This window comes from Streptomyces sp. NPDC002779 (assembly GCF_042888685.1).
GTDB lineage: Bacteria > Actinomycetota > Actinomycetes > Streptomycetales > Streptomycetaceae > Streptomyces.
In genome coordinates this window covers 48,723-65,219 of record NZ_JBIAQC010000007.1, presented here as the reverse complement: position 1 = coordinate 65,219, position 16,497 = coordinate 48,723, and the positions used below count along the sequence as shown (strand labels likewise).

The window sequence follows — 16,497 nt, the reverse complement described above, 5'->3', positions numbered from 1 at the left end:
CGTCACACCGCCGCCGGCCGCAGTCGTGCCGCGTCCGCCGGGCGGGGGCCGTCCGGCTCGCCGCCCACCAGGGCGCTGCCCTTGCGCCACTTCGCCCAGGCGACGTTCCAGTCCCCGAAGCCGTTGCCGAAGGTCTCCATGGTGTTGCCGTAGGAGTTCACGACCTTGACGAGGTCGCCCTCGCGGATGTTGTCGAAGAACCAGGCCGCGTTGGCGGTGCTCATGCCGGTGCAGCCGTGGCTGACGTTGGCGGAGCCCTGGGAGCCCACGGACCAGGGGGCGGCGTGCACGTACTCGCCGCTCCAGGTGACCCGGGTCGCGTAGTAGACGGGCAGGTCGTACGACTCCGCCGAGCCCTCCGCGATGCCGATGCTGGTGCCGCGCATCCGTACGAAGTACTCCTTGCCGAGGACGACCTTGACGCCGTTGCGGGTCTCGAAGCCGGGCTTGCCGGTGGTGACCGGCATGGACTTGATCTCCTCGCCGTTCTTGTAGACCGTCATCCAGTGCGTCGAGGCGTCCGTCACCGCGATGACCTGGTCCCCCGTGGTGATCGTCAGCGGCTTGGCCCGGCCGCCCCAGAGGCGGTCGCTGACCTTGATGCCCTCCAGGTTGCTGCGCACCCGGATGGTGGCGTGGGCGGGCCAGTAGTCCTTGGGGCGGTAGTGGAGCTCCTTGTCGTCCACCCAGTGCCAGGCGCCCTCGGTGGCGGGCTTCGAGTCGACCTTGAGGGCGCGTTCCACGACGGCGCGCTGGGCCTCGTCCTTGACCGGCTTGCTCAGTTCGGCCGTGACGGGCTGGCCGACGCCGTACGTGCCCGTCTTGGGGCCGAAGGTGACGTCCAGGCGCTTCTTGGTGAGCGGCTTGCCGGTGTCGAAGGTGAGGACGCGGCGGCCGGGGGCCCCGTCCTCGTCCTCGGTGGACACCCGGACCGTGTAGCGGGCGTCGGCGGCCAGCGGGGAGGTGCTGTGCCAGCGGCTGCCGTCGGCGGAGAGTTCGCCGCTGACGTAGCGTCCTGCGGCGTCCATGGCCGTGACGTCCGTGATGCGGCCGTCGGAGCCCTCTGCGGTGACCTCCAGGGGCTTGTCCGGGTCGGCCTTCTTCCCGGCGCCCTTGGGGCCGCTGAAGGCGATCTGGTCCGCCGCGTCGTACGGCGCGGCCGACAGGGGGTTGCCGTCCCCGCCGCACGCCGTGACGCTCGCGCCGAGCGCGATCACCAGCAGCGTGCAGCCGACGACGGTGCGGGTGCGCGGAGTTCGGTTCATGCCTACGACGCTAGGGAGCCGGGTCAGGAGCGGCGCGCCGAGTCATCCGTACGGGTGACGGGGTGCGGGACGAAGAGGGAGCCCGGACCCTCCTGACGGAGTGTCCGGGCTCCCGTGCGCTCGGCGCGTGCTACTGGGTGCGGTTCTCACCGCGGTAGTACTCGAAGACCCAGCCCCAGATGCCGATCAGGACCAGCGGGGCGGAGAAGTACATCAGCCACCAGCCGATGGCGACCGAGAGGAAGGCGAACGCGCCGCCGATGGCCAGCGCGAGCGGCTGCCAGCTGTGCGGGCTGAAGAAGCCGACCTCGCCCGCGTCGTCCGCGACGTCCGCGTTCTTGTCGTCCTGCGCCCCGGCGTCCACCCGCTTGGCCGTGAAGCCCAGGTAGAAGCCGATCATGATCGCCAGACCGAACGCCAGGAAGAGGGCCGTCGTACCGGCCGGCTCCTTCGACCACATGCCATAGACGATCGCCATGACGAGGATGAAGACGCTCAGCCAGATGAACATCCTGCCTTGGATCTTCACTTGCCGGCCTCCTTGCCGCCAGCGAGGGCCTTGTCGTCGTGCGGGGCGTTCTCGAGCTGGTCGAGAGCGGCGATCTCAGGGTGGTGCAGGTCGAACGCCGGGGATTCGGAGCGGATCCTCGGCAGGGTGAGGAAGTTGTGCCGCGGCGGCGGGCAGGACGTCGCCCACTCGAGCGAGCGGCCGTAGCCCCACGGGTCGTCGACGACGATCCTCTCGCCGTACTTGGCGGTCTTCCACACGTTGTAGAAGAACGGCAGGATCGACGCGCCGAGGATGAACGAGCTGATCGTGGAGATCGTGTTCAGGGCGGTGAAGCCGTCGGCCGCGAGGTAGTCCGCGTACCGCCGCGGCATGCCCTCGGCACCCAGCCAGTGCTGGACCAGGAAGGTGCCGTGGAAGCCGACGAACAGCGTCCAGAAGGTGATCTTGCCGAGCCGCTCGTCGAGCATCTTGCCGGTGAACTTCGGCCACCAGAAGTGGAAGCCGGAGAACATCGCGAACACCACGGTGCCGAACACCACGTAGTGGAAGTGCGCCACCACGAAGTACGAGTCCGAGACGTGGAAGTCCATCGGCGGCGAGGCCAGGATGACGCCGGTCAGACCGCCGAAGGTGAAGGTGATCAGGAAGCCGGTCGCCCAGAGCATCGGTGTCTCGAAGGACAGCGAGCCCTTCCACATCGTGCCGATCCAGTTGAAGAACTTCACGCCGGTCGGTACGGCGATCAGGAACGTCATGAAGGAGAAGAACGGCAGCAGCACTCCGCCGGTGACGTACATGTGGTGCGCCCACACCGTCACGGACAGGCCCGCGATCGAGATCGTCGCCGCGATCAGGCCCATGTAGCCGAACATCGGCTTGCGGGAGAAGACCGGGATGACCTCGGAGATGATGCCGAAGAACGGCAGGGCGATGATGTACACCTCTGGGTGGCCGAAGAACCAGAAGAGGTGTTGCCACAGCAGGGCGCCGCCGTTGGCGGAGTCGAAGATGTGGGCGCCGAACTTGCGGTCCGCCTCCAGCGCGAACAGCGCCGCGGCCAGGACGGGGAAGGCGAGCAGGACCAGGACACCGGTCAGCAGCACGTTCCAGGTGAAGATCGGCATGCGGAACATCGTCATGCCGGGTGCGCGCATGCAGATGATCGTGGTGATGAAGTTGACCGAGCCGAGGATGGTGCCGAAGCCGGAGAAGGCCAGGCCCATGATCCACATGTCGGCGCCGATGCCGGGCGAGCGGACCGCGTCGGACAGCGGGGTGTAGGCGAACCAGCCGAAGTCGGCGGCGCCGTCGGGGGTGAGGAAGCCGGCGACCGCGATCAGCGAGCCGAACAGGTACAGCCAGTAGGCGAACATGTTCAGCCGCGGGAAGGCGACGTCGGGGGCGCCGATCTGCAGCGGCATGATCCAGTTCGCGAAGCCCGCGAACAGCGGCGTCGCGAACATCAGCAGCATGATCGTGCCGTGCATCGTGAACGCCTGGTTGAACTGCTCGTTCGACATGATCTGCAGACCCGGACGGGCCAGCTCGGCGCGCATGAACAGCGCCAGCAGGCCACCGATGCAGAAGAACGCGAACGACGTGACCAGGTACAGCGTGCCGATCGTCTTGTGGTCAGTGGTGGTGAGCCACTTGATCACGACGCTGCCACGGTTCTGGCGCCGGACCGGCAGCTCGTCCTCGTAGTGGGACCCTGCCGCGGCACCCTGGGGTTCGTTGAGGATGCTCACAGGTTGTTCGTCTCCCGGTTCTTCTCGTGGCTCGTCTGCGCGATGCCGGCGGGAACGTAACCGGTCTGCCCCTTCTTCACGAGTTCCTGAAGGTGCTGCTCGTAGCGCTCCTGGGAGACGACCTTCACGTTGAACAGCATCCGGGAGTGGTCGACGCCGCAGAGCTCGGCGCACTTGCCCAGGAAGGTGCCCTCCTGGTTGGGGGTCACCTCGAAGGCGTTGGTGTGGCCCGGGATGACGTCCTGCTTCATGAGGAACGGCACCACCCAGAAGGAGTGGATGACGTCACGCGAGGTCAGGACGAAGCGGACGCGCTTGCCCTCGGGCAGCCACAGGGTCGGACCCGGGTTGCCGGTCTGCGGGTTGCGCGCGCCGGGGGTGCCGCAGTCGTAGACGCCGCCGGCATTCGCCGGGAAGTCTTCCTTGTAGCGGTCCGGAATCGCGTCCAGTTCCTTGGCCTTGGTGGCGTCACCGGTGGAACCGCCGACGCCCTCGACGTAGTTGAAGCACCAGCTCCACTGGAAGCCGACGACGTTGATGGTGACGTCGGGCTTGTCCTTGAGCTCGAGGAGCTTCGACTCGTCCCGGGCCGTGAAGTAGAAGAGCACCGAGACGATGATCAGCGGGACCACCGTGTACAGCGCCTCGATCGGCATGTTGTACCGGGTCTGCGGAGGGACCTCGACCTTGGTGCGGCTGCGCCGGTGGAAGATCGCACTCCACAGGATCAGGCCCCACACCAGCACGCCGACGGCGAGCGCGGCAGCCCAGGATCCCTGCCACAGGGAGAGGATCCGCGGAGCCTCTTCCGTGGTCGGGGTGGGCATACCAAGGCGGGGGAAGTCCTTGTATGTGCAACCGGTGGCGGTCGCCAGGACCAGGCCCGCGGTCAGTGCCTGCAGCAGCTTCCGCCGCATCGGGCGCCGCGGCGAGCGGTCGGAGCCGTTGGGACTCACGTAGCGCCTTCCCGAGAGTCTCGCCCGCGCGGATTGGCTGCGGCCTGCCTTACTCGGTGGTCGGTCGCCGCCCTGCGTCGGGCAGGGGTTTGGATGTTTATGCGGACCAAACCCTAGCCGACCCTCTCCGAGGGTTCGCGGGGAGGGGTGCCTAGTCGCTCCGTGGGTTAGCTGAATTGGCGGGTGCGGGCAGTTTGTGGCTGATCGCGCAGTTCCCCGCGCCCCTGAGGGGGTTAGCGTTGCCGTGTGTCCTACTTCGACGCTGCTTCCGCTTCTCCGCTCCATCCCGTTGCTCGTCAGGCGCTGTTGGCCTCCCTTGATGAAGGGTGGGCTGATCCTGCGCGGTTGTACCGCGAGGGGCGCAGGGCTCGGATGTTGCTGGATGCCGCTCGGGAGGCGGCTGCCGAGGCCGTGGGGTGCCGTCCTGACGAGCTGAGCTTCACCGCTTCCGGTACCCAGGCCGTGCATGCCGGGATCGCGGGGGCGTTGGGTGGGCGGCGGCGGGTGGGACGTCACCTCATCGTGTCAGCCATTGAACATTCGTCCGTGCTGCATTCCGCCGAGATCCACGAGAAAGAGGGCGGTTCGGTCACCCAGGTGGCGGTCGACCGAATGGGAAAGGCGGCCCCCTCGGACTACGCGGAAGCGCTTCGGGAGGACACCGCGCTGGCCTGTCTGCAGTCGGCCAATCACGAGGTGGGGACCGAGCAGCCCGTTGCCGAGGTGGCCGCGGTGTGCCGGAAGGCGGGCGTGCCGTTGCTCGTGGATGCGGCGCAGTCGCTGGGGTGGGGGCGGGTCGACGGGGACTGGTCGCTGCTCACCGGCAGTGCGCACAAATGGGGCGGGCCCTCCGGAGTCGGACTGCTCGTGGTGCGCAAGGGGGTGCGGTTCGCCCCGCAAGGGCCGTCGGACGAGCGGGAGTCCGGGCGGGCGGCCGGGTTCGAGAACCTGCCGGCGATCGTGGCGGCGGCGGCCTCGCTGCGGGCGGTGCGGGCCGAGGCGGCCCAGGAGGCGGCGCGGCTGCGGGAGCTGACGGACCGGATCCGGGCCCGGGTGCCGGAACTGGTGCCGGACGTGGAGGTGGTCGGCGACCCGGTGCGCCGGCTGCCCGGGGTCGTCACCTTCTCCTGTCTCTATGTCGACGGGGAGACACTCCTGCACGAGCTGGACCGTTCCGGTTTCTCCGTCTCATCCGGTTCGTCCTGTACGAGCAGCACGCTGACGCCCAGCCATGTGCTGAGGGCGATGGGGGTGCTCAGCGAGGGCAACGTCCGGGTGTCCCTGCCGCCCGGCACCGCGCGGGAGGACGTGGAGCGGTTCCTGGAGGTGCTGCCGGAGACGGTGGTGTCGGTGCGGGAGAAGCTCGGCGCACCGACGCCCACGACCGCCGTACGCGAGGACGCCCTGATCGTCGATGCCCTGATCGTTGACGCCCTGGGCAAGCGCTGCCCGATCCCCGTGATCGAACTGGCGAAGGTCATCGGGGACGTGCCGGTCGGCGGCACGGTGCGGGTGCTGTCCGACGACGAGGCGGCGCGCCTCGACATCCCCGCGTGGTGCGAGATGCGGGGGCAGGAGTACGCGGGTGAGGAACCGGCGGAGCGAGGAACGGCGTATCTCGTCCGCCGGGTGAGCTGAGATCAGCGCAGGTAGCCCTGGACCTCGGCCGCGGCCTCGTCGCCGTACGCCTTCATGAAGCGCTCCATGAAGTGCCCGCGGCGCAGCTGGTACTCCTGGGTGCCCACCGTCTCGATGACGAGCGTCGCGAGCATGCAGCCGACCTGCGCGGCGCGCTCCAGGGAGACCCCCCAGGCCAGTCCCGACAGGAATCCGGCGCGGAAGGCGTCGCCGACGCCCGTGGGGTCGGCCTTGCGCTCCTCCTCGGGGCAGCCGACCTCGATCGGGGACTCGCCGGACCGCTCGATCCGGACGCCCTGCGAGCCCAGCGTGGTGACGCGGCAGCCGACCTTGGCCAGGATCTCCGCGTCGGACCAGCCGGTCTTGGACTCGATGAGCCCCTTCTCGTACTCGTTGGAGAAGAGGTAGGTGGCCCCGTCCAGCAGTATCCGGATCTCGTCGCCGTTCATCCGGGCGATCTGCTGGGAGAAGTCGGCGGCGAAGGGGATGCCGCGCGAACGGCACTCCTCGGTGTGGCGCAGCATCCCCTCGGGGTCGTCGGCGCCGATGAGGACCAGGTCGAGGCCGCCGACGCGGTCCGCGACGGTCTTCAGCTCGATGAGCCGGGCCTCGCTCATGGCACCCGTGTAGAAGGAGCCGATCTGGTTGTGGTCGGCGTCGGTGGTGCACACGAAGCGCGCGGTGTGCAGGCTCTCGGAGATGCGCACCGATTCGGTGTCGACGCCGTGGCGGTCGAGCCAGGCCCGGTACTCGTCGAAGTCGAAGCCCGCGGCGCCGACGAGGATCGGCCGGGTGCCCAGCTGGCCCATGCCGAAGGCGATGTTCGCGCCGACGCCGCCCCGGCGGACGTCCAGGTTGTCGACCAGGAAGGAGAGCGAGACCGTGTGCAGCTGGTCCGCGACGAACTGGTCGGCGAAGCGGCCGGGGAAGGTCATGAGGTGGTCGGTGGCGATGGAGCCGGTGACTGCGATGCGCACGGCTGGGGTTCTCCTGCGGATGCGGAGGCGGATTGACAGTTCACGCTACCCGGTTCGGGAGTGACTCAGAAGCGCCCAAAACTACCCGATAGTAGATCTTTCTTCGCAGGCCATGGCGTGCCTACGGTTCGGCTATGACGAAACTCAAGGCTCCGGTTCCCGCTCCGGCCGACCTGGACGGCGGTCTGGCGGCGCTGCGCGGGGACTGCGCCCGGATGGCTCCCCACTGGGCGGTTCCCGACCGGATCACCCCGCGACCGGTCTCCCCCTCGCTCATCCACGGGGTGGAGGTGCCGCACAGGTCCGCCCGGCTGCTGGACGCGATGTCGGACTACGGCGACTGAATCCGTCCCTCGCGGGAACCGTGCGCTCGTGTGCCGCGTCCCATCGCTGTCCCCCGGAAAGGGGATGCGGGATACGACCCAAGGAGCGATGCGGTGAACACCGAGCGACCCGACGACGACGCGGCCGAGCCCGGCGCCGTCGAGAACACCGGCCCCGCGCGGGACGCCGATGACACCGTCGGGGCCGACGAGAACTCCGCGCGACGCGAGGGCGCCGCGGAGGAGCACGGCACGGACTCCGGTGCGGGCAGGCGCCGCTCCCCCGTGATCATCGCCTCCGTGGCCGCGGCGGTGCTGCTCGTCGGGGGTGGCGGGGCCTACCTCGCCGCCGGTGCCTCCGACGGTTCGGACGACGGCACCTCCTCGGGGGCACCCGGGGCGGACACTCCCCCGCCGCTCGCGCTCGACGGGTACTCCGAGGGCCCGGCGAGCGGGATCGCGCCCGGGGAGCCGAATCCGTACGGCGCCACCTTCGAGGTCCCCGGCGCGCTGCCGCAGGGGCCCGGTTCGGCTCCGGTGTACCGGGCCCGGGGTGAGGTCACCGCGGACGAGGTGACCCGGCTCGCGGCGGCGCTCGGGGTCGCCGGGAAGCCGGTGCTCCAGGGGCAGGCCTGGCGGATCGGCGGCAAGGACGGGTCGGGGCCGAGTCTGCAGGTCAACCAGCAGGCGCCGGGCACCTGGACCTTCCAGCGGTACGCCCCCGGCGGGGACAGCTGTGAGAGCCCGGCCGTCTGCACCGACAAGCCCGGCGGCGACGCCGTCGACCCGGTGAGCGAGGAGGCCGCGAAGAAGGCCGCCGCCCCGGTGCTGAAGGCGGTGGGCCAGGACGACGCGAAGCTCGACGCGAGCCAGGTCATGGACGCCCAGCGGGTGGTGAACGCCGAGCCGGTGGTCGGCGGGCTGCCGACCTACGGCTGGACGACGGGCGTGACCGTGAGCGCGCAGGGCGAGGTGGTCGGCGGCAGCGGTCAGTTGAAGGCGCCGGTCAAGAACGACACCTATCCCGTGCTGAGCGCCGAGAAGACGCTCGCGCTGATGAACTCGGCGCCGGCGGACGACCCGCGCGCGGGCATCGGGGGCTGCGCCAGTCCCGTACCGCTGGAGGACGAGGCGGCGTGCGGGGAGGCCGGGAAGAAGGACACCATCACGGTCGAGAAGGCCGTGTTCGGCCTGGCCGCGCACCATGTGGACGCCCGCCAGGCGCTCGTGCCGTCCTGGCTGTTCCGGGTCCGGGCGCCGGGCGCGCAGGACAGCTTCACGGTGACCCATCCGGCGATCGACCCGAGGTTCCTGGCCTCGACGGCGCCGTCCGGGCCGCCGACCGAGCAGCCGAGCCCGCGGCCGACCGGGCCGGACGACGAGCGGACCACCCGCGAGATGAGCGCCGACGGCTACACCAGCGAGGGCAGGGAGCTCACCGTCGCCTTCACCGGCGGGGTGTGCGCCGACTACGACGTCAGCGCGCGCGAGAACGGGGACGCGGTGACGGTCACGGTGACCGAGACCCCTCGGGCCGACAAGGTCTGCATCCTGGTCGCCAAGGTGTACCACCGCACGGTGCGACTGGACGAGCCGCTCGGCGATCGGAAGGTCGTCGGCCCGGACGGCGAAGCGATCCCGCTGGAGAAGCCGGGCGCCCGGCTGCCGGAGACCTCGGCGCGGTAGCGGGGCCGGACGCGCCGACGGCGGCGTCCCCCGGTCGTCCGGGGGCGCCGCCGTCATGACGGGTGCTGCCTGTCAGTTGAAGGAGTCGCCGCAGGCGCAGGAGCCGGTCGCGTTCGGGTTGTCGATCGTGAAGCCCTGCTTCTCGATGGTGTCGACGAAGTCGATGGTGGCGCCGCCCAGGTACGGGGCGCTCATCCGGTCGGTGACGACCTTGACGCCGTCGAAGTCCTTCACCACGTCGCCGTCGAGGGAGCGCTCGTCGAAGAAGAGCTGGTAGCGCAGGCCGGAGCAGCCGCCGGGCTGGACGGCGACGCGCAGGGCCAGGTCGTCGCGGCCTTCCTGGTCGAGCAGGGCCTTGACCTTGGACGCGGCGGCGTCGGTCAGGACGATGCCGTCGGTGACGGTGCTGGTCTCGTCCGATACGGACATCTACATCTCTCCCGGGTTGTACGGAGACTGCTTGCCGACGGTTGCAACCTGCGCGGCCCCGGATTCATTCCGGGCGGGGCGCTTGTCTTACCGGTTCGTGCGGTTCCTTCTTCATGCTCGCACACCGGCCGCGGAGCGGAAAACGGCTCTTTCGGGAATGAAAGACCGCTCACAGGGATTCACGTCACATGGACGCTATGCCCATCGTCAAACTGACGTGAAGCGGTTATGATAGATAGCGTCATTTCGACGAAAAGCCAGATGGTGACCCCACCGACCCGGCCCCGCCGGGCCGCTGAACCGCAGAACAGAAAGGGTGCGTGTCGTGACCACCGCCCAGACCCAGGAGCTCGACGTACAGCCGACGCCCCTCGCCCTGCTGCTCCTCGGCCGTGAGGCCGACCCCAGGAGCGAGCGCGGTGTGGAGTGCCCCGGCGACCTCCCCTCGCCGTCCGACCCGGACCTGGTCGAGCGTGCCCGCGCGGCCAAGGAGAAGCTCGGCGACAAGGTGTTCGTGCTCGGCCACCACTACCAGCGCGACGAGGTCATCCAGTTCGCGGACGTCACCGGCGACTCCTTCAAGCTGGCCCGGGACGCGGCCGCCCGCCCCGAGGCCGAGTACATCGTGTTCTGCGGCGTGCACTTCATGGCGGAGTCCGCGGACATCCTGACCGGCGACGACCAGAAGGTGGTCCTGCCCGACCTCGCGGCCGGCTGCTCCATGGCCGACATGGCCACGGCCGAGCAGGTCGCCGAGTGCTGGGACGTGCTGACCGAGGCCGGGATAGCCGAACAGGTCGTCCCGGTGGCGTACATGAACTCGTCCGCCGACATCAAGGCCTTCACCGGCAAGCACGGTGGCCTGATCTGTACGTCGTCCAACGCGAAGCGGGCCCTGGACTGGGCGTTCGAGCAGGGCGAGAAGGTTCTCTTCCTGCCGGACCAGCACCTGGGCCGCAACACCGCCGTACGGGACCTGGGCATGTCGCTCGACGACTGTGTCGTCTACAACCCGCACAAGCCGAACGGCGGCCTGACCGCACAGCAGCTGCGCGACGCCCGGATGATCCTGTGGCGCGGCCACTGCTCGGTGCACGGCCGCTTCTCGCTGGACTCGGTCAACGACGTCCGCGAGCGCATCCCGGGCGTCAACGTCCTGGTCCACCCCGAGTGCAAGCACGAGGTCGTGGCCGCGGCGGACTACGTCGGTTCGACCGAGTACATCATCAAGGCGCTGGAGGCGGCCCCGGCCGGTTCCAAGTGGGCGATCGGCACCGAGCTGAACCTGGTCCGCCGTCTGGCGAACCGTTTCGCGCCGGAGGGCAAGGAGATCGTCTTCCTCGACAAGACGGTCTGCTTCTGCTCGACCATGAACCGCATCGACCTCCCGCACCTGGTCTGGGCCCTGGAGTCCCTGGCCGAGGGCAACCTCGTCAACCGCATCGAGGTCGACAAGGAGACCGAGGCGTTCGCGAAACTGGCGCTGGAGCGGATGCTGGCGCTGCCGTAGCCCGTCAGGCCCTGACGGCGACCCCGCTCACCCCGGCACCGGTTTCCGGTCGGGGTGGGCGGGGTCGAGGGTGAAGAGGTCGCCGGCCGGGGTGGCGACGACCAGGGCGCCCCGCCGGCGCAGTACCTCGGGCAGCGGGGCCGACCGGCCCGCCACCCACCGGGCACGCGGCAGGGTCTCCCACAGCAGCGTGCCCTTCCCGGCGTCCAGGGCGGCGACCCGGCCGCTGGCGCTGGACACGTAGACCACGCCGGCGCGCGGGTCGTGGGTGACGGCGCCCGGCTGTTCCAGGCTCGTCGACTTCCGCCACAGCTGCTTGCCCGTGCGGACCGACACCGCGGTCACCCGGCCGGAGGAGCCGGTGAACCACAGCGTGCCCTCCGCCAGGGTCACCTTGCCCTCGAAGTCCGCCGCCAGCTCGGTCGTCGTCCCGGCGCCGGTGTCCGGGTGCACCAGCCGGATCCGGGAGAAGGGCCCCTCGTCGCCCGCGAGGACGTGCCCGTCCTCGTTCGCGGCCGGGTCGAGGTAGAGCAGGTGACCGTCCTGCATCCCGGCGAGGGTGCCGCGGTGGGGCACCGTCAGGCGCCGCGTGGAGCCGTCGGAGCGGTCGAACCCCACGAGCAGCATGTCGTCGGTGGCCGTGATGCCCGGGACGCACTCCAGGTAGAGGTCCGCCACGGTGGTCGCCGCATAGCAGTACTGCCCCTTCGGGAGCGGCGTCGTCCAGCGCCCGGTGCCGGTGCGGGCCGAGCGGGCGGTCACCGAACCGCCCTCGCCGCCGTCGGGCAGGATCAGGAGGTCGCCGGAGAGGTGCGGGCGGGTCCATCGGGTGTTCACCGCGCGCTGCCAGAGCCGTTTCCCGGTGTCCGTGTCGAAGGCGGCGACCGAGCCCATGCTGTCCTGCCCCATCTGGGGCCGGTGCTCGACCAGCATCGCGTCGTCGACGACGCCGAGGAACTCGTAGACGTACGACACCTTGCCCCGGGCCGGTCGGGCCACGTCCGCCCGCCAGTCGGTGCGCCCGGTGAGCCCGTCCACCCGCACGGGCAGCACCCCGTCGCCCGCGCAGTAGACGGAGCCCTCGTACAGCCGGCACTCCGGGCCGCTGTCCGGCCCCTCAGCCACCAGGTCACGTCCCTTTTCCTCGCCGCGCTCGGCGGGGGCGTACACCGTCGTCTGCCAGGGCCGCCAGCCGGCCGGCGGGGGCGCCCACCGGGCGGGCGCGGCGGAGCCCGCCCGGGTGCCGTCGTCCCCGGCGGAGGGTCCGGTCAGCAGATACGCCGTCAGGCCGAGGGCGAGGGCGCCCACCGTGCCTGTAGTGGCCCACAGCAGCCCGCGCACGCGCCGGGGGCCGGACCCGGGGTCCGGCTCGGCCCGGGTCAGCTGCACCGCCGCCGCCTCCGAGCGCAACGGCACCGTGGTCGGGGCCTCCGCCGAGGCGTCGGGCCGCAGCTGAGCGAACTGTCCGGCCAGCTCGTCCAGTCCGGGCCGGTCCGCGGGCTCCTTCGTCAGACAGCGCTCCAGGATCGCCCGCAGCGGCTCGCTCACGCCGTCCAGCACGGGCTCGTCGTGGATCACCCGGTACGCCGTCAGATAGGGGCTGTCCGCGTCGAAGGGGCCCCGGCCGGTCAGGGTGTACACCAGCAGCGCGCCGAGCGAGAAGACGTCCGAGGCGGGGCCCACCGAGCGGGCGTCCGTCAGCTGTTCCGGGGACATGAACGGCGGGGTGCCGATCATCTGGCCGGTCTCGGTGAGGGTGTTGTTCCCGGCGGCGCGGGAGATGCCGAAGTCGATGACGCGGGGGCCGTCGTCGGCCATCAGGACGTTGGCGGGCTTGAGGTCGCGGTGCACCACTCCCGCCCGGTGGATGTCCCGCAGCGCCTCGACCAGCCCCAGCGCCAGCCGCCGCAGTTCGGACTCCGGCAGCGGGCCCAGCTCGCGGATCCGCTCGGCGAGCGAGCGCCCCGGCACGTACTGCGTCGCCATCCAGGGCCGGGCCGCCTCCGGGTCGGCGTCCACGACCGGCGCGGTGAAGGCGCCGCTCACCTTGCGGACGGCGGCGATCTCCTGCCGGAAGCGGGTGCGGAAGACCGGGTCCTCGGCGTACTGGGCGTGCACCACCTTGACCGCGACCTCGCGGCCGGAGCGCGACCTTCCCCGGTAGACGACGCCCATGCCGCCGGCTCCCAGCCGGTCGACCAGCCGGTACCCGCCGACCGACTTCGGATCGTCCCTGTGCAGTGGCACGCCCCGATCCCTCTCCCCCGTACGTCCGTTGAGGGCACAGGATACGGCCGGGTCCCGTTCCGCCATGGACGGGACCCGGCCGCTTCGGTCACACCTTCACGGGTTCCGGCCGGTCCGGTACCTCCGCCTGCTGCTCCCGCTTCGCCGCGCGCTTCTTCGCCCGGCGTTCCTTGCGCAGCTCCAGCATCGTGTAGAGCGTCGGGACGAGGAGCAGGGTGAGCAGGGTCGAGGTGATCAGACCGCCGATCACCACCACCGCGAGCGGCTGGGCGATGAAGCCGCCCTCGCCGGTGACGCCGAGCGCCATCGGCAGCAGGGCGAAGATCGTCGCCAGGGCCGTCATCAGGATGGGGCGCAGCCGGTGCCGGCCGCCTTCCAGCACGGCCTCGACCACGCCGTAGCCCTGCCTGCGGTACTGGTTGATCAGGTCGATCAGCACGATCGCGTTGGTCACCACGATGCCGATCAGCATCAGCATGCCGATCATCGCGGGAACGCCCATCGGGGTGCCGGTGGCGACCAGCAGGCCGATCGCGCCGGTGGCCGCGAAGGGGATCGAGACCAGCAGGATCAGCGGCTGGACCAGCGAGCGGAAGGTCGCCACCAGCAGCATGAAGACGATCGCGATGGCCGCCAGCATGGCCAGGCCCAGGTTGGCGAACGCCTCGTCCTGGTCCTCGGAGACCCCGCCGATCTCGGCCGTGGCGCCCGCGGGCAGGTCCAGGCCGTTGATCCTCGACTGGAGATCCGCGCTGACCGCGCCGGTGTTGTCACCGGTCGGCTTCGCCGTGATCGTCGCGGCCCGCTGGCCGTCGATCCGGGTCATCGACACCGGTCCGTCGACGAGCTTCACCGTCGCCACGTCGGACAGCCGCACCGGGCCCAGGCGGAGGTCCCCGAGCTCGTCGAGGGTCCGCGCGGGCTTCGCCGTCCTGATCACGACATCGCGCTCGGTGTCGTCCAGGGTGGCCTGCGCCGCGGTGGTGCCGCGCACCGCCTGGGCGACCGCCGCGCCGAGGGTGGCGTCGGTGAAACCGGCCGCCGCCGCCTTGCCGTTGGCGCGCACCGAGATCCGCGGGACGCTCTGCGACAGGTCGCTGGTGACGTCGGTGACGTCGTCCAGGCCCGCCACCTCCTTGCGGACCTCCTCCGCGGCCGCGCGCAGGACCCCGGCGTCCGCCGCCTTCACCACGACGCTCAGGTCCTGGCTGCCGAAGCCGTCACCGGCGGCGACGGTCGTGGTGCCGACGCCGTCGAGCTTCTTCAGGCCGTCCTCGATGCGGTCGGTGACCTCCTCGGAGGACGCGGAGTCCTCCAGCATCACCGAGTAGGACGCCTGGTTGGTGTCCGTGCCGCCGCCGAAGGCCGCCATGAAACCGGACGAGCCGATGGTGACCTGGTAGTCCTTGACGCCCTCGGTGTCCCCGAGCAGCCGCTCGATCTTCCGTGCCTGGGCGTCGGTCGCGGCCAGGCTGGTGCCGGGCTTCAACTCCTGCTTGACGGTGAGGACTTCCTGCTCGCCCTGGTCGAAGAAGTTCGTCTTCAGCAGCGGCGCCATGGCGAAGGTGCCGATGAGGACGACGACCGCGAGGGCCACGCTGGTCAGGCGGCGCCGCGTCGCGAAGCGCAGGACGGGGACGTACAGGCGCTGCAGGCGGCTCTTCGCCTCCTTCTCCTCCGCCCGGCGGCGGCCTTCCTCGGCGTCCTCGGGGGTGCCCTTGGGGGCGCGCAGGAACCAGTACGACAGCACGGGTACGACCGTCAGCGAGACGAGCAGCGACGCCAGCAGGGCCGCGGTCACGGTCAGGCTGAACGAGCCGAACAGCTCGCCCACCATGCCGCCGGTCAGGCCGATCGGCAGGAACACGGCGACCGTGGTGAGGGTGGAGGACGTCACCGCGCCCGCCACCTCGCGGACCGCCTTGAGGATGGCCTCCTCGCGCTCCTCGCCGTAGCCGAGGTGGCGCTTGATGTTCTCCAGGACCACGATCGAGTCGTCCACGACCCGGCCGATGGCGATGGTCAGGGCGCCCAGCGTCAGCATGTTCAGGGACAGGTCCCGCGTCCACAGCACGATCAGCGCGAGCACCACCGACAGCGGGATGGACACCGCGGTGACCAGCGTGGAGCGGATCGACGCCAGGAAGACCAGGATGACCAGGACCGCGAAGAGCAGGCCGAGCGCGCCCTCGGTGGTCAGGCCGTCGATGGCCTTCGCCACCGCCGGGCCCTGGTCGCTGACGACGGTCACCTCGGCACCGGCGCCAAGGTCCTCGCGCATCTGCGCGAGCTTGTCGTCCACCGCGTCGGAGATCGCGACCGCGCAGCCGTCGCGGTCCATGGTGACCATGACGGCGAGGCTCGGCTCGCCGTTGGTCCGGGTCAGGGAGTCGGCCGGTGCCTGCTCCTGCTCGACCTTCGCGACCGCGCCGAGGCGGACCGGCTTGCCGTCGCCCTTGATCCGCAGGTTCTCGATCTGGTCCAGCGCGGTGAAGCCGCCGCCGACCTGCACGGTGCGGTTGGCGCCGGCCTCGTCGAAGGAGCCGGCCGGCACGGTGGCGCCGCCCGCCTGGAGGGCCTCGGTGAGGGACTGCACGGTCAGACCGGCCGCGGCCAGCTTCGCGTCGTCCGGGGTGACGGTGACCTGGAGGTCCCGCACGCCGTCGACGGTGACCTGGCCGACGCCGTCGATGTCCTTCAGGTCCGGCACGACCGTCCGGTCCAGCTGGTCCGCCAGGGCCTGCTGGTCCTTGTCGGCGGTGACGGCGAGCACCACGGTCGGCATGTCGTCCGTGGAACCGGCGACGACCTGCGGGTCGACGTCGTCCGGCAGCTGGGCGCGGACCCGGTTGACGGCCTGCTGGACATCGGCGACGAGCTGCTGGGTGTCGTTGCCGTAGTCGAAGGACGCCATGATCAGGGCGTTGCCCTCGCTGGCGGTGGAGGTGACGCCGGTGATGGCGTCGACGCCTTCGAGGCTGTCCTCGATGGGCTCCACGACCTGCTTCTCCACCACATCCGGGGAGGCGCCTTGGTAGGGGGCGAGCACGGACACCATGGGCAGTTCTATGGACGGCAGCAGCTGCTGCTTGAGCTGGGGTATGGCGATCGCTCCGAAGGCGAGCGCGATGATCGACATGAGCCCGACGAGGGCTCGTTGCGCGAGGCTGAATCTGGACAGCCAGGACATGGGATCAGGGTCTCTCT

At 70.5% G+C, this 16,497-nt stretch carries 12 protein-coding genes; 4 read left to right on the top strand and 8 right to left on the bottom strand.

Annotated features, from left to right (window positions below):
* Positions 1 to 2: 2 nt before the first annotated feature.
* The 4 genes from ACFYW5_RS20710 to coxB all read right to left on the bottom strand — a co-directional run bounded on the left by ACFYW5_RS20710 (position 3) and on the right by coxB (position 4,480).
* Positions 3 to 1,265: an Ig-like domain-containing protein gene (locus ACFYW5_RS20710; protein ID WP_389418492.1), complete on the bottom strand. Its 1,263-nt coding sequence runs from the start codon at positions 1,263 to 1,265 to the stop codon at positions 3 to 5.
* Between the two features lie 130 nt (positions 1,266 to 1,395).
* Positions 1,396 to 1,794 (bottom strand): cytochrome c oxidase subunit 4, encoded by a 399-nt coding sequence (locus tag ACFYW5_RS20705; protein WP_389418491.1) that lies wholly within the window; start codon positions 1,792 to 1,794, stop codon positions 1,396 to 1,398.
* Positions 1,791 to 3,524 carry a cytochrome c oxidase subunit I gene (ctaD, locus tag ACFYW5_RS20700; protein WP_389418490.1) on the bottom strand — a complete coding sequence of 578 codons (1,734 nt, stop codon included), beginning with the start codon at positions 3,522 to 3,524 and terminating at the stop codon, positions 1,791 to 1,793. Before ctaD ends, ACFYW5_RS20705 begins: the two co-directional genes overlap by 4 nt.
* Positions 3,521 to 4,480 (bottom strand): cytochrome c oxidase subunit II, encoded by a 960-nt coding sequence (gene coxB / locus ACFYW5_RS20695; protein WP_389418489.1) that lies wholly within the window; start codon positions 4,478 to 4,480, stop codon positions 3,521 to 3,523. The genes ctaD and coxB overlap by 4 nt, the downstream gene beginning before the upstream one ends.
* 246 nt (positions 4,481 to 4,726) lie before the next feature.
* On the opposite strand from coxB, the gene ACFYW5_RS20690 reads away from it, so the two are divergent.
* Complete coding sequence (locus ACFYW5_RS20690; protein ID WP_389418488.1) at positions 4,727 to 6,118, top strand: cysteine desulfurase/sulfurtransferase TusA family protein; 1,392 nt, start codon at positions 4,727 to 4,729, stop codon at positions 6,116 to 6,118.
* Between the two features lie 2 nt (positions 6,119 to 6,120).
* Here ACFYW5_RS20690 and ACFYW5_RS20685 read toward each other — a convergent pair whose 3' ends face one another.
* Entirely contained in the window at positions 6,121 to 7,095 is a 975-nt protein-coding gene (locus ACFYW5_RS20685) for a carbohydrate kinase family protein (RefSeq protein WP_389418487.1), read from the bottom strand.
* 134 nt (positions 7,096 to 7,229) lie between these two features.
* Between ACFYW5_RS20685 and ACFYW5_RS20680 the strand changes: the two genes are divergently transcribed.
* The gene (locus tag ACFYW5_RS20680) at positions 7,230 to 7,439 is read left to right on the top strand and encodes a hypothetical protein (RefSeq protein WP_389418486.1); all 210 of its coding nucleotides are present in this window, start codon (positions 7,230 to 7,232) and stop codon (positions 7,437 to 7,439) included.
* Between the two features lie 93 nt (positions 7,440 to 7,532).
* Positions 7,533 to 9,104, top strand: a complete 1,572-nt coding sequence (locus ACFYW5_RS20675; protein ID WP_389418485.1) for a hypothetical protein — start codon at positions 7,533 to 7,535, stop codon at positions 9,102 to 9,104.
* Positions 9,105 to 9,176: 72 nt separating this feature from the next.
* On the opposite strand, the gene erpA is transcribed toward ACFYW5_RS20675, so the two are convergent.
* The gene (gene erpA / locus ACFYW5_RS20670) at positions 9,177 to 9,533 is read right to left on the bottom strand and encodes an iron-sulfur cluster insertion protein ErpA (protein ID WP_389418484.1); all 357 of its coding nucleotides are present in this window, start codon (positions 9,531 to 9,533) and stop codon (positions 9,177 to 9,179) included.
* Between the two features lie 325 nt (positions 9,534 to 9,858).
* Here erpA and nadA point away from each other — a divergent pair, with 325 nt between their 5' ends.
* Positions 9,859 to 11,043 (top strand): quinolinate synthase NadA, encoded by a 1,185-nt coding sequence (gene nadA / locus ACFYW5_RS20665; RefSeq protein WP_389418483.1) that lies wholly within the window; start codon positions 9,859 to 9,861, stop codon positions 11,041 to 11,043.
* Positions 11,044 to 11,070: 27 nt separating this feature from the next.
* On the opposite strand, the gene ACFYW5_RS20660 is transcribed toward nadA, so the two are convergent.
* Together ACFYW5_RS20660 and ACFYW5_RS20655 are read right to left on the bottom strand one after the other, a co-directional pair.
* Positions 11,071 to 13,290 (bottom strand): protein kinase, encoded by a 2,220-nt coding sequence (locus tag ACFYW5_RS20660; RefSeq protein WP_389418482.1) that lies wholly within the window; start codon positions 13,288 to 13,290, stop codon positions 11,071 to 11,073.
* An 88-nt stretch (positions 13,291 to 13,378) separates the two neighbouring features.
* Positions 13,379 to 16,480: an efflux RND transporter permease subunit gene (locus tag ACFYW5_RS20655; protein WP_389418481.1), complete on the bottom strand. Its 3,102-nt coding sequence runs from the start codon at positions 16,478 to 16,480 to the stop codon at positions 13,379 to 13,381.
* Positions 16,481 to 16,497: the final 17 nt, after the last annotated feature.